At 41.2% G+C, this 16,009-nt stretch carries 14 protein-coding genes; 8 read left to right on the top strand and 6 right to left on the bottom strand.

All coding sequences use genetic code 11. The features are described 5' to 3' along the window. The 3 genes from P162_RS15890 to ggt form a co-directional block, all read left to right on the top strand. On the top strand, positions 1–570 hold a 570-nt coding region (locus tag P162_RS15890), incomplete at its 5' end, for a hypothetical protein (protein ID WP_031428760.1). A 107-nt stretch (positions 571–677) separates the two neighbouring features. Beyond that, complete coding sequence (locus P162_RS15885; protein WP_031428759.1) at positions 678–1,292, top strand: ACP phosphodiesterase; 615 nt, start codon at positions 678–680, stop codon at positions 1,290–1,292. 70 nt (positions 1,293–1,362) lie between these two features. Next, a complete protein-coding gene (gene ggt / locus P162_RS15880) occupies positions 1,363–3,105 on the top strand; it encodes a gamma-glutamyltransferase (protein WP_031428758.1) in 1,743 nt (580 codons plus the stop codon). Between the two features lie 70 nt (positions 3,106–3,175). Here ggt and P162_RS15875 read toward each other — a convergent pair whose 3' ends face one another. Next, on the bottom strand, positions 3,176–5,212 hold the full coding sequence (locus tag P162_RS15875) for a S9 family peptidase (RefSeq protein ID WP_031428757.1): 2,037 nt from the start codon (positions 5,210–5,212) through the stop codon (positions 3,176–3,178). A 135-nt stretch (positions 5,213–5,347) separates the two neighbouring features. On the opposite strand from P162_RS15875, the gene P162_RS15870 reads away from it, so the two are divergent. Genes P162_RS15870 through P162_RS15860 form a run of 3 tightly spaced genes read left to right on the top strand, consistent with a single transcriptional unit; the run spans position 5,348 to position 8,924 of the window. Beyond that, positions 5,348–6,328: a hypothetical protein gene (locus tag P162_RS15870; protein WP_031428756.1), complete on the top strand. Its 981-nt coding sequence runs from the start codon at positions 5,348–5,350 to the stop codon at positions 6,326–6,328. Beyond that, the gene (locus P162_RS15865) at positions 6,325–7,629 is read left to right on the top strand and encodes an O-antigen translocase (RefSeq protein ID WP_051907971.1); all 1,305 of its coding nucleotides are present in this window, start codon (positions 6,325–6,327) and stop codon (positions 7,627–7,629) included. Before P162_RS15870 ends, P162_RS15865 begins: the two co-directional genes overlap by 4 nt. Beyond that, positions 7,629–8,924 carry a hypothetical protein gene (locus tag P162_RS15860; protein WP_031428754.1) on the top strand — a complete coding sequence of 432 codons (1,296 nt, stop codon included), beginning with the start codon at positions 7,629–7,631 and terminating at the stop codon, positions 8,922–8,924. The genes P162_RS15865 and P162_RS15860 overlap by 1 nt, the downstream gene beginning before the upstream one ends. A 15-nt stretch (positions 8,925–8,939) precedes the next feature. Here P162_RS15860 and P162_RS15855 read toward each other — a convergent pair whose 3' ends face one another. Then, positions 8,940–10,082 (bottom strand): glycosyltransferase, encoded by a 1,143-nt coding sequence (locus tag P162_RS15855; RefSeq protein ID WP_031428753.1) that lies wholly within the window; start codon positions 10,080–10,082, stop codon positions 8,940–8,942. A 38-nt stretch (positions 10,083–10,120) separates the two neighbouring features. On the opposite strand from P162_RS15855, the gene P162_RS15850 reads away from it, so the two are divergent. Both P162_RS15850 and P162_RS15845 read left to right on the top strand, forming a co-directional pair. Then, complete coding sequence (locus tag P162_RS15850; RefSeq protein WP_051907969.1) at positions 10,121–11,221, top strand: glycosyltransferase; 1,101 nt, start codon at positions 10,121–10,123, stop codon at positions 11,219–11,221. After that, positions 11,218–11,613: a sugar 3,4-ketoisomerase gene (locus P162_RS15845; RefSeq protein ID WP_031428751.1), complete on the top strand. Its 396-nt coding sequence runs from the start codon at positions 11,218–11,220 to the stop codon at positions 11,611–11,613. The genes P162_RS15850 and P162_RS15845 overlap by 4 nt, the downstream gene beginning before the upstream one ends. A gap of 203 nt (positions 11,614–11,816) precedes the next feature. Here P162_RS15845 and P162_RS15840 read toward each other — a convergent pair whose 3' ends face one another. From P162_RS15840 to P162_RS15825, 4 genes are all read right to left on the bottom strand, one after another. Next, a complete protein-coding gene (locus P162_RS15840) occupies positions 11,817–12,755 on the bottom strand; it encodes a glycosyltransferase family 2 protein (RefSeq protein WP_051907967.1) in 939 nt (312 codons plus the stop codon). After that, positions 12,748–13,635 (bottom strand): glycosyltransferase family 2 protein, encoded by an 888-nt coding sequence (locus P162_RS15835; RefSeq protein WP_035917148.1) that lies wholly within the window; start codon positions 13,633–13,635, stop codon positions 12,748–12,750. Before P162_RS15835 ends, P162_RS15840 begins: the two co-directional genes overlap by 8 nt. 83 nt (positions 13,636–13,718) lie before the next feature. Further along, the gene (locus P162_RS15830; RefSeq protein WP_031428748.1) at positions 13,719–14,405 is read right to left on the bottom strand and encodes a cell division ATP-binding protein FtsE; all 687 of its coding nucleotides are present in this window, start codon (positions 14,403–14,405) and stop codon (positions 13,719–13,721) included. Between the two features lie 45 nt (positions 14,406–14,450). Beyond that, complete coding sequence (locus tag P162_RS15825; protein ID WP_031428747.1) at positions 14,451–15,788, bottom strand: hypothetical protein; 1,338 nt, start codon at positions 15,786–15,788, stop codon at positions 14,451–14,453. Between the last annotated feature and the right edge of the window lie 221 nt (positions 15,789–16,009).

Raw genomic sequence — 16,009 nt, 5'->3', positions numbered from 1 at the left:
ACCAACCGCAATACCCGTTTTGAGAGTTGGTGGTTTATTACAAAACGTAGTTTTCTGGATCAAACGGGCGTACGCTTTGATGCCCACAATGCCTGTTCAGACACTTTTTATATGCTGGAGCATTTTCTACGCGCAGAGAGAATGGCGTATTATCCCTTGGAGATTTATCGCTATTACGATGCCCCTACCTCTTTGACACGGGATAAAAAGGACAAAACCTATATCGCGAGAATGCTCCGCGATTTTAATAAAACCTCTATTGGCTTTTCTGAAATCTTATTGCAGCTCAAAAACGAAAGCGGAACTGTAGACCCACAGCTATGGGACAATTTGACCCATAGAAGGGACTATTTTGTTTTTTACTATATCTCCCTTATGATACGCGGGGATTATTCGAAAAAAGAAATTAGTGACCAACTCGAACTGCTAAAGCAAAAAGAGGCCTATCCCATTAAAAATTTTATAGGCCCTGAATACAATAGTAAAAAATGGAAAGCTTTTAATTTCATTTTCAACCGAAAATCCCTGTTGCTCAATCTTGCCCCGGTGTATAAAAAAATGCAGTCCTAACAAAATATTATTACCAAAGGATGAATCAATAAGCATCCTACACATAGTTAGGCTTTATTCCGTAGTAAATAAAACTTCTATTGCAGTATATTTCTTAGATTTACCTCTTGAATTTTCTAGCACATATTTTTCTTTCAGAAGGTGACGAGCAGGTTAGCATAGGCAATTTTATGGCAGATGCCATTAAAGGATCAAGCTATAAAAAATATGCCCTTCCCCTGCAAAAAGGTATACTACTGCACCGGGCGATAGATACCTATACAGATGCGCATCCTACGGTACGGAAGAGCACAAAACGACTGCACCCTAAATATCACCATTACAGCGGCATTATCGTAGATATACTGTATGATCATTTTCTCGCTAAAAACTGGTCGGTTTACTGTAAAACGCCGCTGGCTGATTACGTGGCGGACTTCTATGCGCTCTTAGAAAAAAATTCGGATAAGCTTACCCCGTCCATTTTGCAAATGATGCCCTATATGATTGCTGATAACTGGCTTTTAAGCTATGCCCATATAGATGGTATTGCCACTGTCTTGCGCAATATGGATCGGCGAACTAAAAACAACAGTGGGATGCGCCATGCGGTGGAAGATCTTCTTGATCATTATATCGCTTTTGAAGCCGAATTTACCAAGTTTTTTTCTGATTTAGAGCGTTTTTCGGCAGAAAGGCTTCGGGAAATTCATCAACAATTTGATATAAAAAATGGTCAATAACTGCCAAAAATCGACTATTTTCAACCGATTTTTAAGCAATAATTCCACTTATTTTACCAAAAACCGCCTTATGAATATAAAAAACTACCTTTCCCTGCTTCTTTTGCTTTTTTCGTTTATACTGCTCACTGCTTGTAAATCCAGCCGGCCGAAAACGCTCTCCAAAATCCCGCAATACGGGCTGCTGGCAGATAAAGCGATAGTGGTTTCCGCGCGTGAAGAAGCTTCAAAAATTGGTATCGAAATATTAAAAAAAGGAGGAAATGCGTTTGATGCGATGATCGCAACAGATATGGCGCTCAACCTTACTTATCCCTTTGCAGGAAGCCTGGGCGGTGGTGGCTTTATGGTATACCGCAAAGCCAACGGCGAGATTGGATCGCTTGATTACCGGGAGAAGGCGCCAATGGCCGCCTCAAAAACAATGTATCAGGATGAAACTGGTGAACCCATAGATTCTTTGAGCCGACAGGGAGGACTCGCAGTGGGCGTTCCCGGTACCATCGCCGGCATGTTTGCCGTACATGAAAAATTGGGATCGCTTCCGCTAAACGAAATCCTTGAACCGGTGATCGCACTGGCGCGAAAAGGTTACGCGGTTACAGAAAATCAATTGGAGCGTTATCAAAATTATGCCGAAACCTTTGATAAGGTCAATGGCAGAGAGACCCTATATTCCATAGGTTTCAGGGAAAGCGATTCCGTACATAAAAAAAGTGGTGACACCATAAAAAACCCACAGTTGGCAGAAACCCTGTCCCGCATCGTCGAAAACGGAAGAGATGAATTCTACCGTGGCGAAACCGCAGAAAAATTTGTGAATTACCTACAGGCAAAAGGTGGAATCATCACCCTTGAGGATCTTGCATCTTACAAGGCCATTTGGCGGGATCCGGTAACTTTTAACTACGACGACCTGAGAATTATCAGCATGCCTCCTCCCAGCAGCGGTGGGGTGGCTTTAGCCCAAATTTTTAAAACCCTTGAAAATTATAAGCTTAAAAAATACGGTCACAATTCTGAAAAGGCCATTCAGGTTATAGTAGAGGCCGAACGCCGAGCCTATGCCGATCGTAGTTTCTTTCTTGGCGATCCTGATTTTAATGCAATTCCCGTGGCTACACTTATTAGCGATGCCTATTTAGAAGATCGAATGGATGATTTTTCATTCAAAAAAGCCACTCCCTCCTCTGAAATTCAACATGGCGAAATTACCGGCTATGAATCTATGGAAACCACTCATTATTCCATAGTAGATCAGCAGGGAAATGCAATCGCGGTAACGACAACCCTTAATGGTGCTTACGGTTCTAAATTATATGTAGACGAACTTGGTTTCTTTCTCAATAATGAAATGGACGATTTTAGCGCCAAGCCAGGCTATCCTAATATGTTTGGACTTATTGGTGCAGAAGCAAACAGTATCGAACCGCAAAAACGCATGTTGAGTTCTATGACGCCCACAATTGTTGAAAAAGAGGGCAAACTCTGGATGAGCGTAGGAACTCCGGGCGGGTCTACCATTATTACCTCGGTGCTGCAAACCATTTTAAACGTAAACAACTTCAATATGACCATGCAGGAAGCAGTAGATGCGCCCCGTTTTCACCACCAGTGGATGCCCGATGTGGTTGTGTTTGAACCCAATGCTTTTAGTGCACAGCTTTTAAAAAGCCTGGAAGAAAAAGGGTATCACACCGAGCAAGAAAACTCCGTTATCCTGGGAAAAGTAGATGGTATACGGGTATTACCTAGCGGAACGCTGGAAGGTGGCGCAGACCGCCGTGGTGATGATACTGCGGTAGGTTTTTAATTTATAGAAAAACAATTCCCTTGAACCCTATTGACAAAGTACAAGGAAATTGAAATTTATAATGTTTTATTTATTTGACGTCACGATATTTCTCAAACCAGGTCAGAATACTCACAGTTTTGGCTATGAGATTACTGGGCCTGTTGGCAATTCCGTGAGAAGCACCCGGAATGCGTAATAAAGCACTTTCCACACCTTCAATTTTTAAGGCTGCATAAAACTGTTCCGCTTCTGCGGTGGGCGTTCGGTAATCTTCTTCGCCACTAATCAGCATGGTGGGCGTAGTCACATTGCCCACATAAGAAAGTGGGGAACGTTTTAGATAGGCTTCGGGATTTTCCCAGGGTTTATCGCCAAACCAGTATTTATAGAAAAATGCGGGATTATCTGCATAAAGTACAAAACTGTACCAGTTGATTACCGGTTTTGCGACTACCGCCGCTTTAAAGCGGTCGGTTTTGCCCACAATCCATGCAGTGAGCACGCCCCCACCGGAACCGCCGGTAACAAAAAGATTGTTTTCATCCACATAACCTTTCTTCAACACTTCATCCACGCCAGACATCAAGTCATCGTAATCATGGTTGGGATAATCATGATGAATCAGGTTGCCAAATTCCTGGCCATAGCTGGTACTTCCCCGGGGATTAGAGTACAGTACAACATAACCAGCTGCGGCATACAATTGAATTTCTGCTGAAAATACCGAACCGTAGCTGGCAAAAGGACCTCCATGAATTTCAAGGATAAAGGGATATTTTTTATTGGGATCAAAATTGGGCGGCGTCACCACCCACCCCTGGATTTCACGCCCGTCATAAGAAGATTTCCACGTCAGCTCTTCCACATTTCCAACAGTTTTAAAGGAAAATAAATCCTCATTGAGCGCGGTAAGCCGTTCCACATTTCCATTGTCCCAGACCGCCAGATCTGCCGGATGCGCTGTCCCTCCCAGCGTAAAGGCAAAAGTATGCTCACCAGAAACCGAGTAGGACGCTGCCGTGTAGGGCCGCCCCAGCGAAAGTCCGCCCAGGTTATCGGTTATCGTTCTTATTTTTCCGGTAAGGGCAACGTGTCCTATTTTTGTATCGCCACGTTCATCATATTGAAAATAAACACCTTTGCCATTATCCTCCCATTGCGGGTTTGTGATGTCCCTATCCAAAGCATTGGTCAGTACTTCAGGTGATGAACCATCAGTGTTCATGACATACATTTTAGTCACCGTATAGCCCTGATAGGTATCGTCATAACCGGTATAGGCAATCTTGTCTCCTTTTGGCGAAAGTACTGGGTCGCTGTCTGGACCTTTTCGGTCTGTAAGCGCGGTTATTTTTTCATCGGAAAGCGTTAAACTGTAGATTTCTGAATTGTTGGGTTCCAGCTCCTGATCTTCATGCAGGTTCGCAGAGAAATAGAGTTTCTTGCCGTCTTTTGACCAAATGGGACTTCCATAATCATGCTTGTCATGGGTAAGTTGGTGCGGCGTTCCCCCGTCCAGGGAAATTATAAAAAGTTGGTCGTTTCCACTTTTAAGGTAGCCGGCTCCGTCTGCACGGTAATTGAGGTCATCTATGTATTTTGGCGGACTGTTCCACTGAGCGCCCTCCGGTTTTGCGGGCAGGTTTATGATGGATTTATGCTCGCTGGGCACAAACATAGTAAAGGCGAGCTGGCGATCGTCCCAGGACCAGGAAATATTCCCGGGCGACTCTGGCGTATTCGTGAGGGCGTTAATCTGCTTGGTTTCTGGCCACATGAGGTATAACTTCATCTTGTCATCTCCCATTGTGGATTTAAAAACGATCATTTTCCCATCATGCGACCAGCGTGGCGCAAAATCGGTTTGATTTCCGGTGGTTAAAGGTCGGTTTTGCGAACCATCTTTATTTATGATCCATAAATTGGAAAGATTTTTATCGGTCATGATATCCTTAAAATTCCGCACATAAATGATCTTCTCTCCATCTGGCGAAATCTGAGGATCAGAAACAAATTCCATATCAAAAATATCGATAGGTTCCAGGTTGGTTTTCACCTGGCCATAAAAGTGATCTGGTAAAGTGATTAAGAGAAAAAACAGGGGAAAGAGTTTAATTCTTTTCATGTGGCTGAAATTTGGTTATTCTTTAAAAATAGCAAAATAAAAGCAACGTCAACCATTTTATTGGTTTAGAGATCAAACGTGACCTATGCTAAATTGTAATCCTTTTTTGTACATTTCCCCAATAAAAAGCAGCCATTGTCTGAGTATTCCATAAAGCGCTATCAACCAGAAGTGAAAATCTTATGGGATGACTTTATCGCTTCCGCGAAAAACAAAACCTTTTTGTTCTACCGGGACTTTATGGACTATCACGCGGAACGCTTTACAGACTACAGCCTGCTGCTTTATAAAAAGGGGCAATTGATCGCTGTGCTTCCCGCCCATGCCGAAGGAAAAATCTTGCATTCTCATCAGGGATTGACTTACGGCGGACTCCTTTTAGCCAAAAAACTTAAGTTTAAGGATGTTTTTGAGGCTTTTAAGCAATTGTTGTTATTTGTGGAAAAGCAGGGTTTTGAATTTTTGGAAATCAAAAATATTCCTTCCTTTTACAACCTACTGCCGGCAGAAGAAATGGAATATCTCGCTTTTTTGGTAAAAGCTGAAATAAACCGCGTGGATATTGCATCGGTAATCAATTTAGAAAATAAGCTTACCATTCAGAAAAACCGACTGGAAGGTGTCAAAAAAGCTGAAAAACAGGCTCTAAAAGTCATAAAAACAACCGATTTTACCTCCTTTTGGACAGATATTCTGATACCCAATTTAGCCAGAACCCACAACGCTAAACCCGTTCACAGCCTTGAAGAAATTACGCTGCTCCAGCAGCGTTTCCCAGATCATATTCATCAGTACAATGTCTTCAATGCAAAGGGAAAGATCGTAGCCGGGACCACAATTTTTGAAACTGAGCATGTAGCACATGTTCAGTATATTTCAGGAGATGAAAATAAACAGCAACTGGGAAGCCTTGACTTTTTATTCCATTATTTGATTACAGTTGGTTTTAAGGATAAACGGTATTTTGATTTTGGGACTTCAAATGAAAATCAGGGAAAAAACCTCAATGCCGGGCTACAATACTGGAAAGAAAGTTTTGGTGCGCGGTCGTTTGCCCACAAAAGCTTTCGCATAGCAACAGCGCAGCATGTGTTACTAGATTCGGTTCTTATATGATAAAGCACCTGAGACAGTTCATAGGAGGCAATGTTTTACTAAAGATCACCTCCTTTAACGCCATCGCTATTGGTGTGCGCATTGTCGCAGGACTTATCAGTTCCAAGGTTATCGCGTTTTATCTTGGTGCCCCGGGAATGGCGCTTCTGGGTGATTTGCGCAATTTTATGACTTCCGTACAAGGAGTGAGCACTCTGGGAATTTACAATGGTGTTGTAAAATACACCTCACAATATAAACGGAAGCCGCAGCTGCTGGGCAAAGTGCTCACTACGTCTTTTTTATTAGGGGGCATCGCAACAATATTGACAGCATTGGTGCTTTTTTTTGGGGCTTCTTATTGGAATACATTTCTATTTGGTACAGACAATAATTTTACCTTTATTTTCGAGATACTGGGACTAGCGCTTCCTTTTTATGGTCTAAATGCGCTGCTCGTTGCAGTAATTAACGGTTTTGGAAAATTCAAGTGGATAATCCTGATCAATGCCACCACAAATATTCTTGGGCTTATCATAACCGTCTTTTTAATTTACACCCGCAATATAGAAGGTGCTTTTATCGCCGTGGTCACCATTCCATCTGTCGCACTGCTTATTACGGCTATCGCACTGCTTAAAAAAAGGCACTTTTTACGGTTTTTCAAATTTGCCAATTTTGAAATAGCGTTCGCTAAAAAATTAGCGTCCTACACCGGGATGGCGCTTTTTTCCGCAATGAGTACACCGCTGATTTTTATAGCTATAAGGCAACATATCATCAATGTTGACGGTCTAACCCATGCGGGTTATTGGGATGCAATGTTGCGTTTGTCTGATTATTACCTGATGTTTGTAACCACGATCCTTACCCTTTATATATTGCCTAAACTGGCTGAAACCCATACTGTAAAAGGCTTTAGAAGGGAAATATTCAACTTTTACAAGACGATATTACCGCTTTTTGGTTTGGGCTGTATCTTAGTATTTTTATTAAAAAAGCCATTGATCAACCTGGTTTTTACCGAAGATTTTCTTGCCATGTCCCCTATTTTTGCCTGGCAGCTGGGCGGTGATTTTTTACGGGTGGCTTCTATGGTTCTGGCCTACCAGTTTCTCGCTAAAAATATGTTCTGGACGTTTATAGGGACGCAGGTTTTTTCACTGGCGGTTATCTATTTTAGCTTCGTTTTTTTTATAGAGCGCTATGGCTTTGTGGGCGCGGGAATGGGACACCTTTTTAGCTATTTTATTTACCTCGTCGTTGTACTCATACTATTTAGAAAAGCACTTTTTAGCAACAGGACAGAAGAACTTATCTAATGAAAAAAACCACAAAACAAATTGACTTTTTAGGTCGCTATGGCTACGTAATCCTTAGCGTTATTTTCTTTGTCCTGCTTGCTTTATATAATCAAACGCAAGATTCTATCACGTTTAATAATGGTGAAGGTTTTGATGGTGTAAAATACGTGGATGTTGTAGAACAAATGCGCGCAGGTGAACCAGTCGCGGGTCCGGCGCCGTTTGTATATCGTTTGGCCACGCCCTACCTAACTTCGTTGCTACCCTACTCTATTTTAAATTCCTATTTTATAATAAACAGTTTTTTCGCGCTGATCTCTGGATTGCTCCTTTTTTATTGGCTAAAGAAAACCCTGGGAAAACCTCTCGTCGCCTTCGGGTTTGTAATATATCTGTTTTTGCACTGGCAGGCTTCGCTTCGTTTTACCGTATTTTATCCCGCGGACTGCGATCCGCTGGCAATTATTTTTGTGATGCTTGGACTTATTCTGTTACAAAAACTCAATGAGCATTTCACATGGAAAAAAGTCATGTTGCTTTCCGCGCTTATCTTTATTGGCGTTTTTCAGCGGGAATTTATACTTTCCATCGCCTTTGGAATTCCATTTCTCGGGAATTGTTTTAAAATTGAAAACGGCCAAATAACGATCAATAAAGCCCTATTTATACGAAATTTAAAGGCTTTTTTACCGGTTTTTATCGTTAGTTTGCTGGGTATCTGGATTACCCATCTTCTGGTAATCACTTTAGAAAACGGTTATGGTTTTATACATGCGATCTACAGGTGGATGCACCAGAAATCTGTTTTTATGCTGCTTGCAGGATTTTTTTACACACTGGGAATACTACTGATTTTTCCATTTTTGTTTCCAAAAAGTGCGGTTTCCGTTTTCAAAAAACACGTGTATTTAGTACCCATTCTGGCAATTGCACTGGCACTGGCCTGGATAAGCGGCGGTGATACAGAGCGTTTTATTTTGTGGTATTGTCCCATTTATTTTCTGGTCATTGGGCAGGTATTGGTAGATAACAAATCGTTTTTTCTTCGGAAACGTGTATGGATCCCCACATTGATCAGCCTCGTACTTACGCTGCGCGTTTTCTGGCAAATACCTCAATATTATCTGGATTATGAAGGCGTTTCCTATCCCTTTTTCGCTGTTTTTGGAGAAGATAATTTCTCTGATATCCTTGCAACACACGCCACAAAATGGGTGACCACTGCCAACTTGATTTTGTATCTTCTCCTGTCCCTTTACTTTGTGTACTGGAGGTTTGTGGATAAAATTAGAAATATGATTCGCTGGCAATAAACGCTCACCTGGCTACTAAATCTTGATAGATTCCCACGCTTTTACATAATCCTGAGCAACCTTCACGTAATCATGATTTTCAGTTATAAATCGCTTAGCATTTTCCGAAATTTTAATCAGCTTTTCAGGATTTTTGAGCATTTTTTTAAGGTTTTCAGTGATATTTTCAACAGTAGGAATGGTATGAATCGCTACACTATTTATAGGAATATTGTAATAGGTACAAAATTCGGTTCCGGCACCGGTAAAGACCACTTTTCCCTTGGCCATCGCTTCCAGCGCATTGTAGCCCTGATCTAAAGCGTACGCCTGATCAAGTACGATGTGGGCGGAATCATATTTCATTATATATTCCTCGTACGGCAAACTTTCGGCGGTTATCATTTCTACTTTTTCGCCAAATTCTGCCTGAATTTTCTGCAGCGCCGCATCAAAAAGATCATTTCCTTTTTTATAATAATTGCTTCGGTTAATACCGTGAAAAATAATGATTTTCCCATTAATTTCCGGAAAAGGAACCGTACCCAATTTATCCAGATTTACTGGATTGGGGATCAGCCCAAAATAATCGGGTAGATTTTCCTCTTTATAGATCGTGTGGTAATCCAGATCGGTCGTAATGAGCAGATCCTTTTGCTCAAAAATCCATTGATGGAAGTGTTTATGCTTTTTAGTCAAATAACGTTCGCTCCACGGGAAATTTTGTTTTCCGCGCAGCGCGTCCATAGGGTGATATGGTAGTTTTTGACGATTTTTTAAGTACAAATAATCATCCCCACAGCCTAAAATCACCAGTTTTGAGGTCATTTTTCGTAGTATTGTGACCAATTTACGTTCTAAAAAATATGGCGTTTTGAAAGGATATTCATTGATAAGCTGGATCACGTCAAACTGCCCCAGTTTTTGTAGACTATATCTGACCCGCAGATACGTTTCCAGATAGGCGATATCGAACTTGAAAAAGCGAAAAAGCAATTGCCGAAACGCATTTGGCAAAAATAGATCCTCTACATATTTTCCGCGGACATTGATATCTACAGGGAATTTTTTAAACGCATCGCCACTGCCCAGCAAGATTACCTCATGCCCGTTCTTTTGCAGTCCTTCCTTGAGCGAATTGTGCAGGTTGCTGTACTCCCCTACCAGCAATATTCTCATATGATTAACCTATTTTTGAAGTCGAAAGATAAAAAACTATGTCACAACCCCGCTATAAAATTGCCATTCTTATAGAAGCGCTCAGCAATGGTGGCGCAGAACGTTCGGCGGGTTTGTTGTCTAAAATAATGGAAGATCTGGGACATGAGGTGTATGTCGTGACGATCACAGATGCGGTCGCGTATCCCTTTTCGGGCGAGTTGGTAAACCTGGGATTGCTAAAAAACAAGCAAAACGATGTATTCAATAAACTCAAACGTTTTACACATTTTAAAGGGTTTCTAGAGCAGAAAGAGGTTGATTTTTTACTGGATTTTCGGTTAAGAAAAAATTATTTTAAGGAATGGCTGCTTGCCAATTTTCTTTATAAAGACCTAAAGGTCATTTATATGGTCAGAAGTTCGCACCTGAATTATTATTTTCCGAAAAACGATGTTCGAACAAGAAAGCTGTTTTCACAGGCATTCAACATCAATTGCGTTTCCCACGGAATAAAAGAAAATATCGAGACCTATTATAAACTCAATAACGTTAGTTTTATAAAGAATCCGGTAGCTTTTGACGAAATAGAACTTCTTGCCAACGAAGAAAGCAACCTTGAGCAGAACTATATTCTCGCCGCGGGAAGGATGAGCCTGGATATCAAACAATTTGATAAACTTATAGCAACATACGCAGCTTCAGATCTTCCACAAAAGGGGATCGCGCTCAAGCTTTTGGGGGAAGGAAAGTACCTTGCCGAATATCAAAAACGTGCCGCGGAGCTACAAATTGCCGAACTTGTACACTTTGAAGGTTTTAAACAAAACCCGTTTCCATATTTTAAAAACGCCCTCTTTACGGTACTTTGCAGCAAGTTTGAAGGTTCGCCACGCGTATTGCTTGAAAGTCTTGCCTGCGGTACGCCCGTTGTTGCGATGGACTGTCCCACGGGGCCGGCAGAAATTGTTCAGCAGCATAAAAACGGAATACTATTGCCCGAAAATGACTTTGCAGCGCTCAAAAACGCACTGAATTTTTTTACGGAAAATTACGAACTTAGAACACGTTGCGCGCGCTATGCAAAAGCGAGTATACAGGATCATGGTTTGCAGGAAGTGGGCAAAGCCTGGGAAAAACTATTAAATTCAGCTTCATGACACCTCACAAAATAAAAATACCAAAAATCGAAGACCGTCGCGGAAATCTTGCCGTTATTGAAAAAGACGTGATCCCTTTTGTCTCAAAACGGGTGTATTATCTTTTTGATGTTCCCAGCGGCGCCAGCCGTGGCGGGCATGCCCATAAAAACCTCTATCAGTTTCTGATCCCGCTTAGCGGCAGTTTTGACGTGGTTCTTGATGACGGTAAAATGAAAAATACTTTTACCCTAAACCGTCCCGATGAAGGCCTGCTTATCCCGCCGGGATACTGGCGCGAACTGGAGAATTTTTCTTCCGCGGGCATCTGCCTGGTATTGGCTTCCGAAGAATTTGATGAAGATGATTATATTAGAGAATATAATGATTATGTGGATTATAAAAGTAGTTAGTGGCGTTCGCAACCACCCCTCTTTCCCCAAAGCGGAAATTTTCCCCTCCTTTTAAAGGAAGGGAGCTTTATGTTTCTTACTTAAAATTTAAGTAGGAACAAAACTTTTATCCAAAACTAAAAACTCCTTCCCTTAGCAAGGAAGGTGGGAGAGCATGGCGTTCAGAAGGGTTCAAACGTGGATTTGTATTACAACCCAAAATTCTAATCAAAACTCGTAATCCGTTTACCGCTTTTCAATATTAAACCCTTCACAAAACGTAGAACAATCACAACAAATTTAGGCGCGTTTAAAAGTTGGCGTTGCTTTGTGTTCAATAAAGAGGTATCTATTGTAGCACGCATTTCGCGGAAAAGATCTGGCCGGTTTTCAATTTTATAGAAAATCGCCAGGAAATAGCGTTTAAGGTTGATGTACTGTTTTAAGCTTAAATGACTTGGGTTTTCGTCCAGATACCGCTGAAACTCTGGAATAATCCGGTCGCTTTTTCGGCTGCGCGTGATCTGATTCACAGATTCCATGATGTAGCGGCAGGTAATTTCTGGTTGGTAGGCAAAACGGTATTTTAAGTTGGCCCGAATGTAGAAATCCACATCTTCAGAATAAGAGATTTTAGGGTCAAATCCACCTATTTCATTTACTATAACCTTCCTGAAAGCAAAACTACTGGGCACGACGAGCGGTTGCTGTATGTTGGCTTCAAAAAAATCAGTGATAATATGGGGTTTTTCGGTCTGTTTTGGCCGATTAATATTCGGTTTTACCACTTTTCCTTTCGGAAAATATTCCTCATAGCCGGTACCATAAAGATGCGCTTCCGTAAAATGCTGACTTAGAAAAATGAGGTTGTTGAGATGTTGTGGCTTCCAGAGATCATCTGCATCTAGCAATGCAATAACTTCACCTGTGGCTTCCCTGATTCCCACATTCCTGGCACTGGAGAGTCCGCTGTTTTCTTGATCGATTATACGCAACCTCGCATCCTGAAAATCTTTCAAAATATGAAGGCTTCCATCTGTGGAACCGTCGTTGACCGCGAGGATTTCAAAGTCAGAAAATGTCTGGTTTAAAACCGATTGTATCGTCTGTTTTAAATATGCCGCTTTATTGAAAATGGGAACAACTACCGAAATTTCAGGCATGGGGCTTTTGTTTTTCTAGAAATTTATGCAAACGATAGACATCAAAAATAAAGAGTGATGGGTTTTTAGAAAGAAGGTTTTTGACCATTTTCTTTTTAAAGATAGCTAGACTTTTAGTAAATAAACCACTTAGCTTCCATTTTCTAAGTCTTAAAGCCACTTTTTGAATGCGATAATGATCTTCGGGAATTTGGCCGTTTTCAGTTAAAAATAGCAGCGATTGCACTGCTTTTTCGGACTTTTCAATGAATTTTTGACCGGTTTCCAGCCCTTCATGAACAACAGGATTGTCAATATGTAAAACGCTGGCCGCCTCCTTTTTCAAATTATGGGTAAAAAGCACATCAAGTCCGTAGCGGTTTTCTTTATACGGATTCACTTTTAAAAAGAGGTTTTTGTTAATTAAAAACCCTTGCGAAATTATACTGATATAAGGATTTTTCAAACGCTGCGCTACGGGTTGCGCTTCTCGCTCCCTACCATATTTGTAACGTAAAATATGATCTTTTGGACTTTGGGAAGTGTAAGTGATTCCGCCATAAACGATGGATGCTTTTTTATGATTTTCGAGATACTTTTTAATAAACTGGGGAGAAGAAGGCATGACATCAGCATCCAGAAAAAGAAGCCATTCTGAAGTTGCGGCTTGTGCGAGCGCATGTCGTGTTGCTGACCGACCTTTATTTCTGGGAGCTTTTAGATATGTTACCTGCGGGATTGTTCCAATTTTACTATTGGCACTTTCCATATTGAGATTAGTAGAATGATCATCCAGAACAATAATCTCATAGGGATGCTGTAGATTTTTTATCTGCTCATTGACCGCATAAACCAGGGGCACCACATTGTAATTAAAGACAGGGATCAGAATAGAAATCACTACGTGGTGGTTTGTTGATGTATAAGCAATTTAAGTCCTACCAAGATATGGAACTGTTCATGACCAGTTGCGCGATGAGCTCATTAAATGGTTTTTTGCACCACTTCAAAAATCTTGCTCCCGTCGCATTTTAATGTTTTTGAGGGAAATTTTAGCAATAGTGCATAATCGTGGGTAGCCATTAAAATGGTATTGCCGTTTTTATTGAGGTCGCGCAGTACGCCCATTACTTCAACCGACGTCTGCGGATCCAGATTTCCGGTAGGTTCATCTGCAAGGATAAGCTCGGGATTATTGAGCAAGGCACGGGCAATTGCCACACGCTGCTGTTCCCCTCCCGAAAGCTGGTACGGAAACTTGAAACCTTTGGTTTTCATATCAACCTTATCAAGTACCGTATCGATGCGCTGTTGCATTTCCTTTTTGTCCTTCCAGCCGGTCGCTTTAAGAACAAATCCCAGATTATCTGCCACATTACGGTCATTGAGCAATTTAAAATCCTGAAATACAACGCCCAACTTTCGTCTTAAAAAAGGGATTTGACGTTCTTTCAATTCGGCGAGATCAAAGTCTACGATGCGCCCCTGCCCTTCCTGAAGTGGAAGATCGCCATACAGGGTTTTCATAAAACTGCTCTTTCCAGAACCTGTTTTTCCTATCAAATAGACAAATTCGCCCTTGTTTATGGTAATGCTCACGTTAGAAAGAATCAGGTTTTCACGCTGAAAAATGGAGGCATTGTTAAGGTGAAGTACTTCCGTCTGGGACATAAAAAACAGGGATTAAAGAAATTCACGTCAAAAATAGCATAAATTTCAGGAGCCTGATCCCTTCTTTATGGTTTTCCGCTTTTGGCGAAAGAAAGTGTACATTCTAAAAATAAAAACAAAAGCAAAAACAAGCACCGCACCAAAGAACGGAACGGCAAACCGGCTATTGTTCCCATAAGTAACGAGCGCCTGCGCCACAGAAGCAAGTACCACACTTATGGCAATGAGAAAAAGGGGATCAAAAAAATGCGCTTTTTGCTTAAAAACCTTGTAAATAAGTAGTAAAAAACCACACAAAAGGCAAATATGCGCGAGAACCACACCTTTGCGCTGCAGCGACCAAAAATTATCAAAAGCGGTCCGCCAGTTGCTATTTCTGAAGTTTTCTGGAACCATATAAAAGGAACTGCGCCAAAACAGCACCCAGGAACGCGCGGATAATTTTAGATAATCTATAGGATGTTCTTTGATCAGGTTCCGGGAAATACTTGCGAGTTCTGCCGATAGCTGCGGTAAATCCTTGCCCGTCTTCTCCTCAAGTTCTGGAAGCGCCCGCCAAATGGCCATCGCTGCATCTTCCTCGTTTGCTAACATGGTATCGCGGTGCGCCACATAAATATCCCTGATCAGCCGGTGCTCATCTGGCGCTTTTTCAAAAAATGGCATTGTGGCCTGGGAGAGGTTTATTCCATAATAAGAAGTCACCACAAAAGCGCCCGTATTTTTATAATTGAGGCTGCTCCAACTCAGGAAACAGAGCATTGTAGGCAATAAGATTACCGTGGCGTGTAGTACAGAAAATTTCCATCGGGTTAAAATGTAGCGAAGAAATACTGTTCCTGAAATAACCAGTGAAAAATAAAGAAAGAATGGACGAGTCAGAAACAACGCCGCCAAGGATAAACTTAAATAAATTGAACCTTTTAGGCTAAAAATTCCTTTATAAAACTCAAAACGAATATAGAGCCATACTACGCAGGTGAAAAGAAATAAACTCAGCGTTTCACTAAGAATGGAAAATTCAAAGAAAATGATATTAAGAAAAGAAGTAAAAACGACTCCCGCAGCTAAACCAACCTTTAAATTAGAGGTTATCCTGCTCGTGGAATCAAACACAAAATAAGAAGATAAAAGTCCGAAAATACATTGTATCAGAACGACCAGGTGCAGGTTTAGCCCACTTAATACGATGATCAAAGGATACATAGGCGTGCGCTCCCCATTGTAACCTATAAGCGCTCCATCAATAATTTTTTGTGCAAGTAAGGTATAGGTTTCCGTGTCATTAAAAATAGAAACAGACCAGGTGTAGGCAAACCAACTGGCTATTCGACACAATATCCCCAAGCCTAAAAGAATAAAAATCGCCTGTTTTCTAGTCATTAAATCCCATTTTACAGAGGCATATGCATTGAGCCGTCCAAAATACAATTAAAAAGTTCAAAGCTACATCCTGTATATCACTTCCAACAAAGAAAACGCGATAGAGAACATCATTTCTAACGTCTCTTTACATTGATAACTATTCTCATACAAAACCAATCTTCATCTTAACATAATTATCGCACTTTTGTAGCGTTATAGCAATCAAAAAGCCACTAACT

Source organism: Flavimarina sp. Hel_I_48, from assembly GCF_000733945.1.
Lineage (GTDB): Bacteria > Bacteroidota > Bacteroidia > Flavobacteriales > Flavobacteriaceae > Leeuwenhoekiella.
The sequence above is the reverse complement of the archived record's forward strand: the minus strand, read 5'-3'. Positions and strand labels throughout refer to the sequence as shown.

Excerpts from the sequence above, each read along its gene's own strand:
- ggt (WP_031428758.1), top strand. The coding sequence starts at position 1,363 with ATGAATATAAAAAACTACCTTTCCCTGCTTCTTTTGCTTTTTTCGTTT.
- P162_RS15875 (WP_031428757.1), bottom strand. The coding sequence starts at position 5,212 with ATGAAAAGAATTAAACTCTTTCCCCTGTTTTTTCTCTTAATCACTTTA.
- P162_RS15865 (WP_051907971.1), top strand. The coding sequence starts at position 6,325 with ATGATAAAGCACCTGAGACAGTTCATAGGAGGCAATGTTTTACTAAAG.
- P162_RS15860 (WP_031428754.1), top strand. The coding sequence starts at position 7,629 with ATGAAAAAAACCACAAAACAAATTGACTTTTTAGGTCGCTATGGCTAC.
- P162_RS15855 (WP_031428753.1), bottom strand. The coding sequence starts at position 10,082 with ATGAGAATATTGCTGGTAGGGGAGTACAGCAACCTGCACAATTCGCTC.
- P162_RS15850 (WP_051907969.1), top strand. The coding sequence starts at position 10,121 with ATGTCACAACCCCGCTATAAAATTGCCATTCTTATAGAAGCGCTCAGC.
- P162_RS15845 (WP_031428751.1), top strand. The coding sequence starts at position 11,218 with ATGACACCTCACAAAATAAAAATACCAAAAATCGAAGACCGTCGCGGA.
- P162_RS15840 (WP_051907967.1), bottom strand. The coding sequence starts at position 12,755 with ATGCCTGAAATTTCGGTAGTTGTTCCCATTTTCAATAAAGCGGCATAT.
- P162_RS15830 (WP_031428748.1), bottom strand. The coding sequence starts at position 14,405 with ATGTCCCAGACGGAAGTACTTCACCTTAACAATGCCTCCATTTTTCAG.
- P162_RS15825 (WP_031428747.1), bottom strand. The coding sequence starts at position 15,788 with ATGACTAGAAAACAGGCGATTTTTATTCTTTTAGGCTTGGGGATATTG.